Below are 17,242 nucleotides of genomic sequence, written 5' to 3'. Positions count from 1 at the left end.
CAGCGGACACACAGAAGGACCTGCGCCCCCCTCCGAGCGCAGGTCCTTCCCGTCTTGCGGCCCTACTGTTCTGCCGTCAGGCCGTACCGCTGGTTACGCCTCGACACCGGCCTTGCGGCGACGCACCATGAACACCGCGCCGCCACCGACGACGACGGCGAGTCCGCCGGCGAGGCCGATCATCGGCAGTGCGGAGCTGGAACCGGTCTCGGCGAGGCTGCCGGTCGGCAGCTGGGAGACGTTGCCCTGCGGCTTCTTCACCGAGATCTTGTCGCCCTTTCCGCCCTTGTCGTTCGGCGTGGCGGTGCCCGGGGCGGGGTTGCTGGAGCCGGGCTTCAGGACCTGGAAGGGGTACTCGGCCCAGCCCGCGGCGATGCACTCCTGGCCCTCGACGTTGTCCAGGTAGGCGCCGAAGGCGAAGGAGTAGGCCTCGCCGGCCGGTGCCTTGGCGTCGATGCTGAGCCGCAGGTCGACGGTCTTGCTCGCCTTGGCCTTCAGCTTCTCCACGAAGAAGAAGTAGTCACCGGCCCACTCGTCGCTGCCGATGCGGTCCCAGGCGCCGGTCTCGGGGTTCTTGAACTCCAGGTCGACGTACGAGCTGAGGAACTTCGACTCGTCCTCGAACTCGTAGTTCTCCACCTCGGCGTAGAACGCGACTTCCTTGACGTCGGTCTTCGACTCGTTGGTGACGACGAGCTGGAACGCGTGGTGGCCGTCGCCCGCGACGATCTTGCCCGGCAGGCCCTTGATGTCCGCCGACACCTTGGCGGCGGAGTACTCGGAGTCGAGCTCCTCGCAGAACGGGACCTCGGGCTCCTCCGGCTCCGTCGGCTCGTCGGTCGGCGCCGACGTCGACGGGGCGGGGTCGGTCGTCCCGGAACCGCCGGGGGTGCTCTCGTCGTCGGACGGGGTCGACGCGTCGTCCGACGGCGTGGACTGGTCGTCGGACGGCGTGCTCTGGTCGTCGGACGGGGTGGACTGGCCGTCCGACGGGGTGCTCTGCCCGTCCGTCGGGGTCGTCTTCCCGTCGGAGGAGTCGTTCTGGTCGCCCGAGGAGGTGTCGGTCCCGGACGAGGAGCTCGCTGCCGGGGACGGGCTCTCGGTCGCGAAGGCGGCCGGTGCCGACAGGAGTGCCAGCGGAGCGATGACGGACGTCGCGGCCATGGTCACGATGGCGCGGCGAAGCTTCATGAAGACCTCGTGAAGTCAGGCGTACCGCGTGTGTGCGGTACGGGGCTCTGAGGAGGCCTCCGCGTGTGGGACGCGGTGGACCCTTCGGACCGGTCTGCTCGATCGGTTCGGCCTGTTTGATCGGCGAAGTCTGTGAATGGTTGTCCCCGAACTCACAGAAACTTTATGTGTCCCGCGTCACTCCTGTGGTGGAGGGAGAGGAAGAGGGAGAGGAAGGGGGAGAGGGAGAGGGGGAGGGGGAGGCAGAGGGCCGGGAGGGGAAGGAGGGGATGGCGGGGCATGGCGAAGGGCCCCGCGGGAGGTGCGTCGCGGGGCCCTTCCTCGGCCAGCACCGGCGTCAGGGCGGCACCGGTGCCTGGGGAGCGGCGCCGGGGGGCTGCGCCGCTTGTGTCCAGTGGCGTGAGTGGTGGTGTGTGGGGCTGCGTACGGGACTCGGCCCGGTCCGCCGTACCGCATCGTGCTGGACGGGGACGGCCTCCGCAGCCGCTCGGTCCGGAACCGGACCCTTCTTCCGTCGGCCGGCCCCGGGCGTCCCCGGAGCCGGCCGTTCTCTTGGGTGACCGGGCTGCTGTCCCCTGCCGTCCGGTCACTTTTCTGGAGCGAGGTCCCACGACGCACGGCACGATCCGCACGTCTCATCGCTCCAGCGAGCCACGCGTGGTTCTTTCGGGCCCGCCCCTGGCTGACACGGACACCGGGACCAACGACGGGCTCGGGCACCGGTCACGCGCCGTACGGGTGAGAAGACGCCCGGACTCGGCCGCGGCACTCAGACGCGCCCGCGGCACAGCTCCAGCATCGTCATCGCCAGCGCCGTACCCGGCTTGCCCAGCGCCTGGCGGTAGTGGTCGAGGACCTCCATCTCGCGGGAGAGGTTCACGCGCCGGCCACCGGAGGTGATCCGCGCCTCCTGGATGACGGCGGAGACGGCCATCCGTTCCTGGATCAGCCCGATGATCCGGTCGTCGAGGGCGTCGATGCGTTCGCGGGCGCCGGTGATCACGTCGGCGGCCTCGGTGGTGCGGGCGCCGGTCTTGTCGGCCATGTCTGCTGCGGTGACGGTCATGTCGGTGGCTCCTCGCCGAAGGGGTGGTGGCCCCGGCCGACAGTCCCGGAAACGCCAGACGCCCCGGACCTTGTCGGCCCGGGGCGCCTGGGAAGTCGCTTGTCAGTTGCTCAAGCAGCACGACCATGGCAGCCGGTGGGCCGGTTGCCATAGGTAAAGACGAAGGTCTGGTGCGTGAGCATGGGCCCAGTATGCCCTGGGGACGGACGGTGTCCAAGCCGGTTCGTATGGTGAGACGTGCGGGCGGTGGTCCCCGGGACCGCGGGCGGGACGTGTCACCTGCCCACCTCGGTAGAATCGGAGGCACAAGACCCCCGCCCGACCGCCGGAAGGCACCCCGTGTCATCAGCGACTCCCGCTGCCGCCGCCCCCGACACCGTCCTGGTCGTCGACTTCGGCGCGCAGTACGCCCAGCTCATCGCCCGCCGTGTCCGCGAGGCGCGGGTCTACAGCGAGATCGTGCCGAGCTCCATGCCGGTCGCGGAGATGCTCGCCAAGAACCCGGCGGCCATCGTCCTCTCCGGCGGCCCCTCGTCGGTGTACGAGCCCGGCGCCCCGACCGTCGACCGCGCCCTGTTCGAGGCCGGCGTCCCCGTCTTCGGCATGTGCTACGGCTTCCAGCTGATGGCGCAGACCCTCGGCGGCACCGTCGACAACTCCGGCGCCCGTGAGTACGGCCGCACCGATCTGACGGTCTCCAAGCCGTCCTCCACCCTCTTCGAGGGCACCCCGGCCGAGCAGGCCGTGTGGATGTCCCACGGCGACGCCTGCTCCGCCGCCCCCGAGGGCTTCACCGTCACCGGCTCCACGGACGTCGTCCCGGTCGCCGCCTTCGAGAACGACGAGAAGAAGCTCTACGGGGTCCAGTACCACCCCGAGGTGATGCACTCCACGCACGGACAGCAGGTGCTGGAGCACTTCCTGTACCGGGGTGCGGGCCTGCGCCCGAACTGGACCACGGGCAACGTCATCGAGGAGCAGGTCGCGGCCATCCGCGAGCAGGTCGGCGACAAGCGCGCCATCTGCGGCCTGTCCGGCGGCGTGGACTCCGCCGTCGCCGCCGCCCTCGTCCAGAAGGCCATCGGCTCCCAGCTGACCTGCGTCTACGTCGACCACGGCCTGATGCGCAAGGGCGAGACCGAGCAGGTCGAGAAGGACTTCGTCGCCGCGACCGGCGTGCAGCTGAAGGTCGTGGACGCGAGCGAGCGGTTCCTGAACGCGCTGGCCGGGGTCTCCGACCCCGAGGAGAAGCGGAAGATCATCGGCCGCGAGTTCATCCGCGTCTTCGAACAGGCCCAGGCCGAGATCATCGCCGACGAGGGCCCCGCCGTGGAGTTCCTCGTCCAGGGCACCCTCTACCCGGACGTCGTCGAGTCCGGTGGCGGCACCGGCACGGCGAACATCAAGTCCCACCACAACGTCGGCGGGCTCCCCGAGGACCTCGAGTTCCAGCTCATCGAGCCGCTGCGCCAGCTGTTCAAGGACGAGGTCCGGATGGTCGGCCAGGAGCTCGGCCTGCCGGACGAGATCGTCCAGCGCCAGCCGTTCCCGGGCCCGGGCCTCGGCATCCGGATCGTCGGCGAGGTCACCAAGGAGCGGCTCGACCTGCTCCGCGAGGCCGACGCCATCGCCCGCGAGGAGCTGACCGCGGCCGGCCTCGACCGCGACATCTGGCAGTGCCCCGTGGTGCTCCTCGCGGACGTCCGCTCCGTCGGCGTCCAGGGCGACGGCCGCACCTACGGCCACCCGATCGTGCTGCGGCCCGTCTCCTCCGAGGACGCGATGACCGCCGACTGGTCCCGGCTGCCGTACGACGTGCTCTCCAAGATCTCGACGCGCATCACCAACGAGGTCAAGGACGTCAACCGGGTCGTCCTCGACGTGACCTCGAAGCCCCCGGGGACGATCGAGTGGGAGTGACCCCCGGCCCTATGCGCGCCTGACCGTGCGCAGGGGCTCCCCGGGCTGCCAGACCTGGACGACCAGGCAGTCGCCCTCGACGCAGGTCCGCACGACCTCCGTCAGCTCGGTACGGAAGAGGTGGAACGGCTCCGGCGGTTCCACCTCTTTCACGTACGCGGCCCGCGCCTCGGCGTCCTCGACCTCGACGGCCCGGCCGCCGATCCGTACGTCCCCGCCCCCCATGCCGGTGCCGTCTCCCGGGTTCGCCTGCAGCGCGAACCTCGGGTCGCGGCGCAGGTCGAGCGCCTTCAGCGAGCCCGGCATCATGCCGAGCCACAGCTCGCCGCCCAGGAAACGCACCTCCAGACCGCTGGTGCGGGGTGAGCCGTCCCGGCGCAGGGTGGCGAGGGTGTGGTGGGTGTACGCGCCGAAGCGTGCCTCGACGATCGCGGCCAGTGCGGGTTCGGCGGTGGCGAAATCGGCCCAGTCGGCGACGGTGCTTGATGTCATGCACCGAGTGTGGACCCCATACCCGACACGTCGTGTCAGGTATCGAACCGGCATTCGTCCGTGCTCAGAAGTCCCTGAGTACGGCCGCCTTCGTCACGGCGAACTCCGCATCCGTGAGAACGCCGCTGCGGTGCAGCTCGCCGAGCTCGCGCAGCCGGCGCAGCAGGACATCGTGATGATCCGCCGGTGACGGTACGGCGGGCGCCGGCGGTACGGCGGGTGTGCGCCGGCGGGGCGGGAACCCGCTCCCCACGCACTCCGAAGTACCGTCCGCGCCGTCCGCGCCGCACGTACGGGCCGACGGATGCGGCAGCCGGGCCGTGACCGCGGTCGCGATCAGCGCGGTGAGCAGATCGCGGCGGGCGTTGCCCCACAGGTCCAGGGCGTACGGGTCCTTCTCCGGCGGCAGCGTGGAGGACACCGTCTCCCGGGTCACGAACCGCAGGAAACCGTCGCCCGTCCCTGAGTTGGGAAGCCACTCGACCTGTGTCAGGTCGCCGATGTCGATGATCCGCGGGCCGGTGGCGCGCTTGACCCGGTCGGAGGTGTCGGCCCAGTCGACCCGAACCCGGGCGCCGTCGAAGGAGACCGTGCCGTCGGAGGAACGCACCGAGAGCGGCACCGGCGGCCCGGGCAGCAGGTAGGTCTTCGTGGGCTCCTTGGGGATCCGGTCGAGCAGCAGCGCGTGGCGGATCTCCTCGGCGACGTACTCGGCGACCCCGCAGCGGTCGGTCTCCACCGTCAGCCGGTACGGGTCCGCCGCGTCGGGCAGCCGGCCGCCGGTCGCCTGGAGGAGGGGGTCGGCGCCCTCGCGCAGCCGCAGACGCAGCCGCCCGCGTTTGCGTTCCGGCTCGAAGACGATGCCCGCGACGGCCTCCAGCGGCACCGAGACCTCTCCGTACGTCTGCCGGAACAGCGGAACCGAGCGGTGCGGCCCCGGCGTGATCCGGACCGCACTGCCGTCGAACGCCCAGGTCCCGTCGCGCTGGATGATCTCGGCCATAAGGGAATTCTCGCAGCCGGGTCAACACGGCGGTCCGCATGTCACCCGCGCTGAGCAGAGCGGACCGGGGGCGGCGGGCGCGCAGGGGGTTGTGTACGGCACAATTCGCTTTCGTCCCACGGGACTTACGGGTTCTGCCGCGGGCGGTGCCGGAGTTGTCGTTACTGGGTTTCGCAGGGTTCGGGAAGGCGGGCGTCGGGCGTGGCGGTGCAGGAGGCGAGACGCGGGAGCGGCTCGGACAAAGACGCGTACGAGGCGGCGCACGGGGGCGGCTGCACCTGCGGGGACTGTCCGCACGGCGCCCGTGAGGGGCACCGACGGGCGGTTGCCGCGTTCCTGGTCAGGCGGGACGAGTTCGCGGCCGGACAAGGGCTGCCGGCCGCGGTGGCCCACTCGCCCTCGGCTTCCCGGCAGTGGGTCTCGGAGGAGCTGACCCAGTCCGCGGGAGTCGTCGCCGAACGCGGTCGTGCCGAGGGGCGGGCGTGGCTCGCGGGCCTGGGGCGCCGCACGGCGGCCGTCGTATGGGCCGCGGTCGTGCTGCTGCTCCTGGGACAGTCGCTCACCGCGATCGGGGCCGGCTGGACGGCGGCGCGCACCGCCGGGCTGGCGGCCGCGCTGGTCGTGGCCGGTGCGCTGACGGCGGCGTCGTGGTTCCACCGGGCGCGGGGCGGGGCGCTGGCCCCGGTCATCGGCGAGGACAACCGTCTGTCCACGTCCCGGGCCGTGGCGGCCCTCTGGGTGCTCTTCGTCGCCTACGCGGTACTCGTCCTGGCCGGACAGCTGGCGGTTGCCTCGGGCCACGGCCGGCGGGACGCGCTGATCTCCGGGCTCGAACTCGCCCGCGGCGCCGGCGCGGTGACGGTGCTCGCGGTGGTGTGCGGGATCGCGGTCCTGGTGCGTCGGGTCGTCGGACTGCGGGTGCTGGGGCAGCGGCTGCAGAAGGTACGGGCGGACCGGCCGCGTGCGGCCGACCTGCTGACGGACGACGCGGGACGCGGTTCGTTCGCCGACATCCAGTACGTGGTGATCAGCACCGTCGCCCTGGTGTTCGCGGCGGTGCGGCTGGCCCGGCGCCCGGAACAACTGCCGGATCTGCCGTGGGGACTGGCGGTCGTGGTGCTGGTCTCGGCGGCGACCTATGTGGCCGCGAAGTACGCGGAGGGCGGGCGTCCCGTGATCCTCTCCGTGGTACGGGCGCGGGAGGCCGGTGACCTGGACGCGCCGATCCGCACCGGCGACGACATCGAGATCCGCGGCGCCGGCTTCGTACCACCGGGTGCTCAACGCGCGGACCGGCTGTCCCGGATGGTCGTCCGCATCGGCGCGGTCAACGTCCACGTGCCGCTGGTCCCCGTGACGGGCGGCTTCAGCAACCCCACGGACGACCTGCTGACGGTCCCGGTGCCCGCGGACGTGGAACCGGGCCGGGTGGACGTCCAGGTGGTCACCAGCGCGGGCGTGGAAACCAACCGGTACGCCATCGACGTGACGGACTGACACTCCACCGCCGAGCCCGCTGCCGACCGGCAATCTGTCGGGACCGCCAGCCTCCCGGGATCGCCAGCCTCCCGGGATCGCCAGCCTCCCGGGAACGCCAACTTGTCGGTGACGGCCATCTGTCGAAACCGACAGGAAGAAACCGGTCGAAGAAGGATTGAGCGAGGCCTGTACGTCGTACGTATGGTCTGTTGAGCAGGTCTCGGCACGCGCGGGCGAGAGGCGGCTGGCAAAGATGACTCACGGTATGCGGACGGATGCGTACACCTCGCACCCGGGCGGCGGTGACTGGCGGGACCAGTCCACCCGGTACGCCCTCCTGCCGCTACGGATCTTCCTGGGCGTCACCTTCATCTACGCGGGTCTGGACAAACTCACCGACAGCGCCTTCATGAAGGACGCGGGCGCCGGCTCCGTCGGCGACATGATGCGTACCGTCCGCGATTCCTCGGCCCTCCCCTCCCTGGTCGACCTGGCGCTGAAGAGCCCCGCCGGTTTCGGGTACGCCATCGCCCTGGGCGAGCTGGCCGTCGGCATCGGCACCCTGCTCGGACTGCTGACCCGCCTGGCGGCGCTCGGCGGCGCGCTGATCTCGCTCAGCCTGTGGCTGACCGTCAGCTGGGCCGCCGACCCGTACTACTACGGCAATGATCTCGTCTACCTCATGGCCTGGATCCCCCTCGTTCTCGCGGGCGCCCCGCTGCTCTCCCTGGACGCCGTCCTGCGCTCCCGACGACGACGGCGGACGGGCGGGTACCAGTAGGTTCCGCAGCAGGCCGGTGCGACCGCGAAGGTTGTGCCGGCGGAGTGTGCCGGCGGGGCTCTCTCCGGGGGCCTTCCGTGCCAGGCGTGAACAATTCCTCCGAAGTGTTCACGCCCCGCTCATTTGAGCCGCCCGTCCGGAGGTCGGCCAACGGCATCTCCGTGAGCCTGTCCCGCGCAGGGCCGGCGTCCCGCAGGGCCGTACTTCGTTGGGTCGGCCCGCGGGCGTCGGCCGTCCGTGCACCGTCAGCTGTCAACCGGGAAGGTCCGCCCGGGACTCGTCCGCTTTCGCCGCGCGGAGTGCAGCGCGGCGTCGGTGCACGGTCCGGGTCAGGACTCCGACCGCTCCCGCGAGGCAGAGGCCGCCCACGACGAGAGGGATCACCACGAACCACGGCGTGTCCCAGAGGCCGCCCGCATCACCGGCGTAGATGACGCCGGCCAGGGTCAGGAAGACGCCTGCGACCAGCCGCCCGGGCTGGAACCTATGACGCAGCACGGGTCACCTCCGCCTGTCCGACGCCGACCTGGAGGTCGAGGTCGAGCGTGCCGGCGTCCTTGCCGCCCGTGGTGGGGGGCAGGGTGACCTCCTTGTGCTTGCCCGGTGCCACGTCCACGTCCTTCTCGTCGTCGCCCGGCAGCTGGATGTCGCCCACGCCCACCTCGATGCTCAGCCGCACGGTCACGTCCTGCGGCACGACGACCCGTATTCGGCCGATCCCCACGTCGGCCCGAGTGGTCACGGTCTGCCCCTCGGCCAGGTCCAGCCGGGACAGGTCGAGGGTGCCGCTGCCGGCACCGACGTCGTACTGCTCGCGTACGCCGGCCACCGTCGTGGGCTCCCAGGTGGTCCGGATCCATTCGGTACCGACGTCCTTCGGCACGGCGGCCGATCCGGCGAGCAGGCCCGCCGTGATGACCGCCAGGAAGATCGAACCGGCTCCCGTGCGCCCCAGGAAGGCGCTGACCGCGATACCGACGCCGAAGACGGCGAGCGCACAGGCCAGGCCGGTCTGCAGACTGGTGCCGAGTGGGTGCTCGTCCCAGGTCAGCCGGGTGCCGAGAAAGCCGGCGAGCAGGGCGAGGAGGAAGACCCAGCCGCCGATGCCGCGGGGGCCGCGCGGCTGCGGGGACCGCGAGCGCCGGTCGCCCGCAGCGGCGCGGTCGCCGCCCTGGACCCCGCGGCCGATGTTGACGGCCGCCGCGATGTCACGGTCCTCGGAGTCCGGTGGTCCCCACAGATAGCCCGTCCCGCCGACGTGTCTGCCGTCCTTGACCATGGGGTCGCGCCACCAGGAGGGCCAGGTGATCAGGATCGGGGGCGCCTGGGCCTCCGGCGGGGCGTCGGCGACGGCCTGGGCGGAGAGGGGGTCGGGGGCCGGAGCCTTCCGCCGCCGCGACCAGTACCCGGCGCCCGCCAGCAGGAGGGAGAGTATGACGGCGAAGGACAGCACCCCGCTGTTGTTCAGCATGGTCAGGAAGACCCCGCAGCCGACCAGGGCGAACAGCACGGCCGCCAGCGCCTGGCCGTCCACCCGGCCGGTCAGCAGTTTGCGCACCTCGTTCTCGTCCTCGTCGTCGTAGGGAACGAAGAGCCAGGCGAAGCCGTAGAAGATGAGGCCGATGCCGCCGGTCGCGGAGAGCACCGCGAGGGTGATCCGGAAGATCACCGGGTCCATGTCGCACTGCCGTCCGAGGCCCGCGCACACCCCGGCGAGCGTCTTGTGCCGCCGGTCGCGCCGGAACGTGTGGGGAGGACCGGGGACAGCGGTGCCGGCGGGATCGTCCGCGTCGGCTGCGGCACCCTCCGCACCACCCACGGTGGGCGAGGCACCCGCGGCATCCGCGGCGGGCGCGGTGTCCTGCGGCCCGGCCCCCGGCGGTGGGTGCGGGCCGCGGCCGGGTCCCGGACCCGTCGCGGCGTGCTCGTGATCTGTCATGGGTCCATGGTGACGGCCGCGGCGCCGGGACGGCAGCCGGTTCGACCCTGGTCGGACCCTGATATCGGCCCTGACACGACGCCGGGGGAGCGTTCGAAGCACCGGCGGCGCGAAGATCAGGGGAGTATCGGGGACCGACCCTGATGCTCCGGCTCCCCCGGCCGTGTGACCATCAGTGTCATGCCGGAAGCCGCAGCACCACTCGTCGAACCGCGGCCGCCGCGCAAGCTCTACCGCAGCAGCGACGGACGCTGGCTCGGTGGTGTGGCGCGGGGGCTCGCCGGACACCTCGGGCTGCCCGTCATCTGGGTGCGGTTCGCCTTCGTCGGCCTGTTCATGGCCGACGGCCTCGGCGCGCTGCTGTACGCGGCCTTCTGGTTCTTCGTACCGCTGGGCGTCGGCGGCGTCGACGCCCAGCGGCCGCCGTCCCTCGTCACCGCCGAGACCTCTCCGGACGGCCGCCGCAGACTCGTCACCCGCAAACCGGACAAGGGCCAGATCGTCGCCCTCCTCCTCATGGTCGTCGTGGCCCTGGTCTTCGTGGGGAACGTCGATCTCGGCGGCGGAGCCAGGGTCTACCTCTGGCCGACCGTCCTCGTCGGCGCGGGCGTCGCCCTCGTCTGGCGCCAGGCGGACAACGCCCGCCGGGCCCGCTGGGCCGAGGTGGGGCGCCACCGGCGCACGGTCACCCTGCTGCGTACCGTGGCCGGCGTCCTGTTGGTGACGGCCGGTGTCACCGGCATCTTCGTCCTGCAGGGGTCCGCCGCTCACCTCGGTTCCGTTCTCCAGGCGGCCCTCGCCGTCCTCGTCGGGATAACGCTCCTCGCGGGCCCCTACCTGGTGCGCATGACGCAGGACCTCTCGGAGGAGCGGCTGATGCGCATCCGGGCCCAGGAGCGCGCCGAGGTCGCCGCCCACGTCCACGACTCGGTGCTGCACACCCTGACCCTGATCCAGCGCAACGCGGAGAGCCCGGGCGAGGTGCGCCGCCTGGCCCGGGCCCAGGAGCGCGACCTGCGCGCCTGGCTCTACAAGCCGGAGGGCAATGGCAAGGACGAGGACGACGAGCCCACCACCCTCGCCGAGGCCGTGAAGCGCAATGCGGCGGAGGTCGAGGACAAGCACGGCGTCCCCATCGAGGTCGTGGTCGTCGGTGACTGCCCGCTCGACGAGAGAATCGGCGCACAGATGCAGGCCGGACGCGAGGCGATGGTGAACGCCGCCAAGTACGGTGGCGAGGGCGGCGCCGTTCAGGTCTACGCCGAAGTCGAGGGCAGAAGGGTCTTCGTGTCCGTCCGGGACCGCGGCCCCGGCTTTGACCTCGACTCGATACCCGCCGACCGCATGGGCGTCAGAGAATCGATCATCGGCCGCATGGAGCGCAACGGCGGTACGGCCCGGTTGCGCGCGGTGCCGGACGGCGGCACGGAGGTCGAGCTGGAGATGGAGAGGGCGGAGAAGACGTCATGAGCGACCCGACCGAGGGGAACGGAATAGTGGGAGCGGGCGAGGCGGCCCAGCCCGCCCAGCCGGCGAACGGCGGCACGGGGGAGCGTCACGTGCGTGTGGTGCTCGTCGACGACCACCGCATGTTCCGCACCGGCGTCCAGGCCGAGATCGGCCAGACCGCGCAGACCGGGGTGGAGGTCGTCGGCGAGGCCGCCGACGTCGACCAGGCCGTCGCGGTCATCACCGCCACCCGGCCGGAGGTGGTTCTCCTCGATGTGCACCTCCCCGGCGGTGGCGGTGTCGAAGTCCTGCGCCGCTGCGCCCCCTTGATGAGTGACGCGGAGCAGCCCGTCCGCTTCCTCGCCCTGTCCGTCTCGGACGCGGCGGAGGACGTGATCGGCGTGATCCGCGGCGGCGCCCGGGGCTACGTGACGAAGACGATCACGGGCACGGACCTGATCGACTCCGTCTTCCGCGTCCAGGAGGGCGACGCCGTCTTCTCCCCGCGGCTGGCCGGTTTCGTCCTCGACGCGTTCGCCTCCACCGACGCCCCACCGGTCGACGAGGACATGGACCGCCTCACCCAGCGCGAACGCGAGGTGCTCCGTCTGATCGCCCGCGGCTACGCGTACAAGGAGATCGCCAAACAGCTGTACATCTCGGTGAAGACGGTCGAGTCCCACGTCTCGGCGGTCCTCCGCAAGCTCCAGCTGTCCAACCGGCACGAGCTGACCCGATGGGCGACGGCGCGACGGCTGGTGTGAGCATGCGGGGTGGTCGGGCGAAGGGGATACGCCCGTAGAGACTCCCTGACGCGGCCCCGTCAGCGTGTGATCATGCACGCATGGCGTCTGGGCGGATCATCTTCCTCAACGGCACCTCCAGTTCGGGCAAGTCGAGCATCGCTCGGGAGCTTCTGGCGATCCTGGACGACGGCGTTTTCTTCCACATGGCGGTCGACACCTTCAACGCGATGCGGAGCAAGCGAAACCTCGGGGCCGACGAGCTCGATGCCGCGTTGCGTCGGACCCGAATGGGCTTTCACCGCTCGATCGCGGCCATGGCCGAGGCGGGCAACGACATCGTGGTCGACCATGTGCTGAGTGAGCCGTGGCGGCTGCTCGACTGTCTGACGTTGTTGCCGGCCGAGGACGTACTGTTCGTGGGTGTGCATTGCCCGCTCGACGAGTTGACCCGGCGCGAGCTTGCCCGGGGTGACCGCCCGTCGGGCCTTGCCGCCCACCAGTACGAGCGTGTGCACAGCCACGGCGATTACGACCTGGAGTGCGACACGGGCACGGCGAGCCCGCGCGAGTGCGCGCAGCGCATCAGGGATTTCCTCCCAGACCGCCCCAGCCCCACAGCCTTCACCCGGCTCCGCCTGAAACTCGGCTCGCCTCTTCGCTGATCCCAGGCACGAGTGCCACTTCGAACCACACCTCCTTGCCGATGCCGCAGTCCCTTCCCCGCGCACCCCGGTCGTCCGCCAGCGCCACCACCAGGCCTCGGCCAGATACGTCGTCCAAGCACGCCCTGCCGCTGGGTGCGCGCACCTACCCCCTGCACCGCCTGCGGAACCACGTCCCCACGGGACAAGAACTCCGCACGCGTCATGCTCGTCCGGGCTGAGGCGGCCTGAGCCGGGAAGCCCCTCCCTTCACGGAGGGGAGGACTCAAACCACCCGAGTAGCCCCCGCGAACGGCATCTCGTCGAGCGGGGCGACGCGGACCGGGGCCGAGGGGTTCGGGGCGTGGATCATACGGCCGTCGCCGATGTAGATGCCGACGTGACTGATGCCCGAGTAGAAGAACACCAGGTCCCCCGGACGCAGTTCGGACCGTGAGACGCGGCGGCCCGCGTCGATCTGGGCGTAGGTCGTGCGTGGGAGGGAGACCCCGGCCGCGCGGTAGGCGGCCTGGATGAGGCCCGAGCAGTCGAAGGCGTCGGGGCCGGTCGCGCCCCACACGTAGGGGCTGCCGAGCTTCTGGTGGGCGTAGGCGACGGCGGCTGCGGCACGGGAGTCGGGCGCCTGTGCGGGAGAGGCGGACAGAGTGCCCCGGTCGGCCGCCGAGGAGCGGGAGGCACGGTCGCCCGTGCCGTGGCCGAGCCCGGCGCGTTCCTCGGTGGTCAGCCGGGACAGCAGGCGGCGGGCCGTCTCCAGTTTGCCGGTGACGGTCTCGCGGTGGCGTTTCAGTTCGGCCCGGCGCGACGTCAGCGAGGCCACCTCGACGCGGGCGGCTCCGCGGAGCTGCTCGATCTCCCGGAGTTCCTCGCGTACCCGGCCGACGGCGGCCGTCTGCCGGCTGCCCGCCCGCTCGACGAACGCGGCGCCTTCGAGGTACGCGTCGGGGTCGGCGGAGAGTGCGAGTTGCAGGGCCGGGTCGAGGCCGCCGCTGCGGTACTGGGCCGCCGCGACCGAGCCCAGCGCCTCGCGTGCCGAGTTCAGGCGGCTCTCCTTGCGGGCCGCCTCGTCCCGTAGTTTCTCCAGGCGCTGCTCGGCGGCGTCCGCCTTCTCCTTCGCGCCGTTGTACTTCTCGGTGGCGATCTCGGCCTCCCGGTAGAGCTTGTCCACCTTGGCCCTCACCTGCGCCGGAGTCGGTTCTGGATCGGCGTGCCCGGTCCCGCCGATCAGGCCGGTCGCGGCGGCCGCGCCCGCGAGGGCGATGGTGGCCGCCCTACGGACTCTCCCGCCGCCCGTCACGCGCTGTCGCGGCCTGCGGTGCGCTCCCACCTGCGATCCACGTCCTTTCCGTACGGCTCGACTCCGGTTGCCTGGGGGAGGACGCTAGGCGCGGCGGTAATGGCCGGGTGGCGAGATGCACGGAAGTGGCGGTACCGGACCAGTCGGTGACCGTATGTGGTGAAGGCCTCGTCCCGCGACCGCCACCTTCACGCAGGGTGATGACCGATCTGTCGGATCGGGGGTGGTTGAGGGATGTGAGGTGTTATGAGGCGCATGTGCGTGGCGAGCGCCGCGCAAGAGCCCTCGCGTCCGGGCGGGCCGGTGTCGGCGGGTGCCCGGGCCCCTGATTAGGCTCCGGCCCCATGGACGTACTCATCCACATCTTCGTCGGTCTGCACATCATCGGCATCGCGTCGCTCCTCGGGGGCTTCCTGACCCAGATGAAGGCGATGGGCCAGGGCACGGCCCGTTTCGTTCCGGCGATGCTGCACGGCGCGCTGACGATGCTGGTCACCGGCGTCGTCCTGATCGGCCTCAACCAGGCCGACGACCAGTCCGTCGACAACGTCAAGATGGGCGTGAAGCTTGCCCTGCTGATCGTGATCCTCGGCCTGGTCTATGTGAAGCGCGACGACGAGAAGGTGGAGAAGCCGCTGTTCGGTCTGGTGGGCCTGCTGACCGTGGCGAACATCTTCATCGCCGTGCTGTGGACCTGAGGGCCGCCGCGTCCGTGACCGGGGACCGCAGCCCGGCCCTGGCCTGGACGACCGCCCCCGCGGCCACCGCCAGCCACGCGGCCACCGCGATCCACAGCAGCGCCTGACCGGGCGCCTCCAGCCACGGGACGTCGAGGACGGCGGCGACGGACAGTGTCGCCGCCGCCGTCATGCCGAGCGGGAAGACGGTCGACCAGCGGCGCACGTCGTAGCGGATCCGGGGCCACGCGATCTCGGCGGCGAGCAGTGCGGCGTACCAGGCGAGGTCGAGGGCGAGCAGGAAGACGGTCACGTCGTGCAGGACGGCGTAGTCGTCGTCGTTCCACAGGTACATGCCCGTCCCGGCCGCCGCGAGCAGTTTGGCGCCGGCCAGTGCCGAGATGGCGAGGGCGCCGCCCGCCACCCAGTGGTCCCCGGAGCCCCGGGCCACCTGCCGCAGATCGAAGCGGAACAGCGCGATCAGGTAGAGCACGATCCCCAGCCAGAACGGCACCACGGCCGCGTGTGCCAGCCAGGGTGTCGAGGTGGCCGCGGCCAGCGTGGCGCCGAGCACGGCGAGACCCTCCGTGGCCACACAGCCCAGGAACACGGCGCCGGGCATCCTGCGCCCCCAGCGCCGTACCACCAGGAGCAGCAGCCCCGGCCACAGCAGCGCCGCCAGCGCCAGCAGCGCCGCCGCCAGGACCGGCCGGTCGAGCAGCGAGAAGCGGGTGCCGAGCACGGTCGTCGCGGCGACGGCGGTGAGCGCCCCCGGCGTCCCCGCTCGCGTCACCCACTGCGCGCGCTCGGCCAGGAGCAGGTAGACGAAGTTCGCCGCCAGTGTCAGCCAGGCGGCGCAGGCCAGGACGAGGGTGATCCTGGACAGGACCTCGTGGCCCGTCAGGTGCAGGGCGACCGACAGGATGCCGGTCGCCATCACCGCGGCCCCGGCCGCCGGGGGACGCTGCGCCCACCAGGCGCGCAGCGGGTAGGGGGAGGTGGGAGAGGTGCCGGATGACATGGGCCCGATGCTAGAGAGCCGCGGGGGTCAGGCCGGGCGCACCACGCTGTGGATCGACGACTCGCCGTCGTAGAAGATCGATTCCTCACGGACGTACGCGCCCGGCTTCGGTGCGTGGATCATCATGCCGTTGCCGATGTAGAGGCCGACGTGGCTGAGGTCGTCGTAGAAGAAGACCAGGTCACCGGGCTGAGCCTGCGAGACGGCGACCGTCGTGCCGGCGTCGACCTGGTCGTAGGTGGTACGCGGCAGTGTCACCCCGGCGGCCTTCCAGGCGGCCTGGGTGAGGCCCGAGCAGTCGTAGGAGCCGGGGCCCGTGGCGCCCCACACGTACGGCTTGCCCATCTGGGCGCGGGCGAAGGCGAGCGCCTTCTCGGCCTTGGTGCCGTGGGAGGAGTCCGGCGTGGTGGACCCGGTTTCCGTACCGGTGCCACCTGCGCCACCGGAGCCGGATGATCCGGCGGACCCGGTGGCGGCGCCGCTCTCCCGCCGGGCGGCCTCCTCCTGCCGCTCGCGCTCCTCGGCCTGCTGCTTCGCGAGCTCCGCGGCCTTGCGGGCGGCCTCGTCCCGCTTCTTCTTCTCGATCGCCGCGAGCCGGGCCTTCTCCTCGGCGGTCAGCTCCGACAGCAGCTCGCGGGCGGTGGCGAGCTTCTTCTGGACGGTGCTCTTGGCCGTTCTCAGCTCGCTCTGCGACTCGGTGAGCGTCTCGAGGCTCTCGGTTGCCTCCCGGCGCCTCTCCATCGTCGCGGACTGCTGTGTGACGTAGTCGTCGACCGCGTCCTTCTGGCGGCCGGTGAGCCGGCTCATCAGGTGGTTCTGGTCGAAGTAGTCCTGCGGCGAGTCCGCGAGCAGGAAGGTCGCGGTCTCCGGGACCGCGGCACCCGTGCGGTACTGGGCCGAGGCGAAGGACCCCAACGCCTCGCGTGCCTCGTTGAGCCGCTGGGTGCGCTTGGCGACGTCGTCGAGGAGGGTGTCGACGCGCTTGCGCTGCTTGGCGGTCCTCTCTTTGGCGGCGTTGTACCTCTCCGTCGCCGACCCCGCCTGCCGGTACAGGTCGTCGACCTTCTTCTCGACCTCTTCGAGGGTCGGCCTGTCGTCGTCCGACGGCGCGGCGGTGGCCGTCTGGGACAGCAGGGCGACGGAGGTGAGGGCTGCCGTGGCGAGGGCGGGGGTCCGTATGCCTGCGACACGCGTACCCGTGGGGCGCGACTTGCGGTGCGACGCCAAGGAGGCGACTCCTTCCACGCTCCGCCTGCCGGGTCGGCGGTGGGCCCGCGGGCCCTGCCGGCCCTGGGGGAGGGGGCGGGCGGCGTGGTCCCTCCGGAAGGTCTGCCCTGCGGCGGGTCCGCCCTGCGGCGGGTCAGTCGGGGGGCAGGGCGGCCGATTCACCCCAGGTTTCCCTGTCGGGTCCCCGGCTCCGGGTGCCGTGCGAGCACGCCGGACTCGGCGGAGGCCGCGCGGCCCGGCGACGTTCGCCGGAGGGGGTCGTGCGGCCTGCCCGCACCGTAGCCAACCCGTGGGG

Annotated in this window: 16 protein-coding genes and 1 pseudogene; 8 read left to right on the top strand and 9 right to left on the bottom strand. The window is 71.6% G+C overall.

Annotated elements, in window-relative coordinates; all coding sequences use genetic code 11:
- Positions 1–93: 93 nt before the first annotated feature.
- Positions 94–1,191 carry an LAETG motif-containing sortase-dependent surface protein gene (locus ACP4J0_RS03890; protein ID WP_426597187.1) on the bottom strand — a complete coding sequence of 366 codons (1,098 nt, stop codon included), beginning with the start codon at positions 1,189–1,191 and terminating at the stop codon, positions 94–96.
- Between the two features lie 769 nt (positions 1,192–1,960).
- Positions 1,961–2,257 carry a chorismate mutase gene (locus ACP4J0_RS03885; RefSeq protein WP_426597186.1) on the bottom strand — a complete coding sequence of 99 codons (297 nt, stop codon included), beginning with the start codon at positions 2,255–2,257 and terminating at the stop codon, positions 1,961–1,963.
- A 339-nt stretch (positions 2,258–2,596) separates the two neighbouring features.
- On the opposite strand from ACP4J0_RS03885, the gene guaA reads away from it, so the two are divergent.
- Complete coding sequence (gene guaA / locus ACP4J0_RS03880; protein ID WP_426597185.1) at positions 2,597–4,177, top strand: glutamine-hydrolyzing GMP synthase; 1,581 nt, start codon at positions 2,597–2,599, stop codon at positions 4,175–4,177.
- A 9-nt stretch (positions 4,178–4,186) separates the two neighbouring features.
- Here guaA and ACP4J0_RS03875 read toward each other — a convergent pair whose 3' ends face one another.
- Positions 4,187–4,669, bottom strand: coding sequence for a pyridoxamine 5'-phosphate oxidase family protein (locus tag ACP4J0_RS03875; protein ID WP_426597184.1), 483 nt, complete (start codon positions 4,667–4,669; stop codon positions 4,187–4,189).
- 64 nt (positions 4,670–4,733) lie between these two features.
- Positions 4,734–5,672 carry a DUF4429 domain-containing protein gene (locus ACP4J0_RS03870; protein WP_426597183.1) on the bottom strand — a complete coding sequence of 313 codons (939 nt, stop codon included), beginning with the start codon at positions 5,670–5,672 and terminating at the stop codon, positions 4,734–4,736.
- A 201-nt stretch (positions 5,673–5,873) separates the two neighbouring features.
- On the opposite strand from ACP4J0_RS03870, the gene ACP4J0_RS03865 reads away from it, so the two are divergent.
- Entirely contained in the window at positions 5,874–7,169 is a 1,296-nt protein-coding gene (locus ACP4J0_RS03865; protein ID WP_426597182.1) for a hypothetical protein, read from the top strand.
- A 235-nt stretch (positions 7,170–7,404) separates the two neighbouring features.
- The gene (locus ACP4J0_RS03860; protein ID WP_426597181.1) at positions 7,405–7,932 is read left to right on the top strand and encodes a DoxX family membrane protein; all 528 of its coding nucleotides are present in this window, start codon (positions 7,405–7,407) and stop codon (positions 7,930–7,932) included.
- Positions 7,933–8,184: 252 nt separating this feature from the next.
- Here the strand turns inward: ACP4J0_RS03860 and ACP4J0_RS03855 are convergent, their stop codons facing one another.
- Together ACP4J0_RS03855 and ACP4J0_RS03850 are read right to left on the bottom strand one after the other, a co-directional pair.
- A complete protein-coding gene (locus ACP4J0_RS03855) occupies positions 8,185–8,430 on the bottom strand; it encodes a hypothetical protein (protein ID WP_426597180.1) in 246 nt (81 codons plus the stop codon).
- Complete coding sequence (locus tag ACP4J0_RS03850; protein WP_426597179.1) at positions 8,417–9,871, bottom strand: PspC domain-containing protein; 1,455 nt, start codon at positions 9,869–9,871, stop codon at positions 8,417–8,419. Before ACP4J0_RS03850 ends, ACP4J0_RS03855 begins: the two co-directional genes overlap by 14 nt.
- 180 nt (positions 9,872–10,051) lie before the next feature.
- On the opposite strand from ACP4J0_RS03850, the gene ACP4J0_RS03845 reads away from it, so the two are divergent.
- The 4 genes and pseudogenes from ACP4J0_RS03845 to ACP4J0_RS03830 all read left to right on the top strand — a co-directional run.
- Positions 10,052–11,341, top strand: coding sequence for a PspC domain-containing protein (locus tag ACP4J0_RS03845; RefSeq protein ID WP_426597178.1), 1,290 nt, complete (start codon positions 10,052–10,054; stop codon positions 11,339–11,341).
- Positions 11,338–12,084, top strand: coding sequence for a LuxR C-terminal-related transcriptional regulator (locus ACP4J0_RS03840; RefSeq protein ID WP_426597177.1), 747 nt, complete (start codon positions 11,338–11,340; stop codon positions 12,082–12,084). The genes ACP4J0_RS03845 and ACP4J0_RS03840 overlap by 4 nt, the downstream gene beginning before the upstream one ends.
- An 80-nt stretch (positions 12,085–12,164) precedes the next feature.
- Positions 12,165–12,728, top strand: a complete 564-nt coding sequence (locus ACP4J0_RS03835) for a chloramphenicol phosphotransferase CPT family protein (protein WP_426597176.1) — start codon at positions 12,165–12,167, stop codon at positions 12,726–12,728.
- A 113-nt stretch (positions 12,729–12,841) separates the two neighbouring features.
- Positions 12,842–12,959 (top strand): annotated as a pseudogene (locus tag ACP4J0_RS03830) (RNA-guided endonuclease TnpB family protein); the annotation flags it as partial.
- A 34-nt stretch (positions 12,960–12,993) separates the two neighbouring features.
- Here the strand turns inward: ACP4J0_RS03830 and ACP4J0_RS03825 are convergent.
- Positions 12,994–14,052, bottom strand: a complete 1,059-nt coding sequence (locus tag ACP4J0_RS03825) for an NlpC/P60 family protein (protein WP_426597175.1) — start codon at positions 14,050–14,052, stop codon at positions 12,994–12,996.
- Positions 14,053–14,366: 314 nt separating this feature from the next.
- On the opposite strand from ACP4J0_RS03825, the gene ACP4J0_RS03820 reads away from it, so the two are divergent.
- The gene (locus tag ACP4J0_RS03820; protein WP_361210449.1) at positions 14,367–14,720 is read left to right on the top strand and encodes a hypothetical protein; all 354 of its coding nucleotides are present in this window, start codon (positions 14,367–14,369) and stop codon (positions 14,718–14,720) included.
- On the opposite strand, the gene ACP4J0_RS03815 is transcribed toward ACP4J0_RS03820, so the two are convergent.
- Positions 14,698–15,720 carry a tellurite resistance/C4-dicarboxylate transporter family protein gene (locus ACP4J0_RS03815; RefSeq protein ID WP_426597174.1) on the bottom strand — a complete coding sequence of 341 codons (1,023 nt, stop codon included), beginning with the start codon at positions 15,718–15,720 and terminating at the stop codon, positions 14,698–14,700. The two genes, ACP4J0_RS03820 and ACP4J0_RS03815, sit on opposite strands and share 23 nt — an antisense overlap.
- A gap of 27 nt (positions 15,721–15,747) precedes the next feature.
- Positions 15,748–16,947 (bottom strand): NlpC/P60 family protein, encoded by a 1,200-nt coding sequence (locus tag ACP4J0_RS03810; RefSeq protein ID WP_426597173.1) that lies wholly within the window; start codon positions 16,945–16,947, stop codon positions 15,748–15,750.
- Positions 16,948–17,242: the final 295 nt, after the last annotated feature.

Origin of the sequence: Streptomyces sp. WG7 (genome assembly GCF_049975785.1) — a bacterium.
Classification (GTDB): Bacteria; Actinomycetota; Actinomycetes; order Streptomycetales; family Streptomycetaceae; genus Streptomyces.
The sequence above is the reverse complement of the archived record's forward strand: the minus strand, read 5'-3'. Positions and strand labels throughout refer to the sequence as shown.

Coding starts and splice junctions, on each gene's coding strand:
- ACP4J0_RS03890 (WP_426597187.1), bottom strand. CDS start 1,191: ATGAAGCTTCGCCGCGCCATCGTGACCATGGCCGCGACGTCCGTCATC.
- ACP4J0_RS03885 (WP_426597186.1), bottom strand. CDS start 2,257: ATGACCGTCACCGCAGCAGACATGGCCGACAAGACCGGCGCCCGCACC.
- ACP4J0_RS03815 (WP_426597174.1), bottom strand. CDS start 15,720: ATGTCATCCGGCACCTCTCCCACCTCCCCCTACCCGCTGCGCGCCTGG.
- ACP4J0_RS03850 (WP_426597179.1), bottom strand. CDS start 9,871: ATGACAGATCACGAGCACGCCGCGACGGGTCCGGGACCCGGCCGCGGC.
- ACP4J0_RS03820 (WP_361210449.1), top strand. CDS start 14,367: ATGGACGTACTCATCCACATCTTCGTCGGTCTGCACATCATCGGCATC.
- ACP4J0_RS03875 (WP_426597184.1), bottom strand. CDS start 4,669: ATGACATCAAGCACCGTCGCCGACTGGGCCGATTTCGCCACCGCCGAA.
- ACP4J0_RS03870 (WP_426597183.1), bottom strand. CDS start 5,672: ATGGCCGAGATCATCCAGCGCGACGGGACCTGGGCGTTCGACGGCAGT.
- ACP4J0_RS03835 (WP_426597176.1), top strand. CDS start 12,165: ATGGCGTCTGGGCGGATCATCTTCCTCAACGGCACCTCCAGTTCGGGC.
- ACP4J0_RS03840 (WP_426597177.1), top strand. CDS start 11,338: ATGAGCGACCCGACCGAGGGGAACGGAATAGTGGGAGCGGGCGAGGCG.
- ACP4J0_RS03860 (WP_426597181.1), top strand. CDS start 7,405: ATGACTCACGGTATGCGGACGGATGCGTACACCTCGCACCCGGGCGGC.
- ACP4J0_RS03845 (WP_426597178.1), top strand. CDS start 10,052: ATGCCGGAAGCCGCAGCACCACTCGTCGAACCGCGGCCGCCGCGCAAG.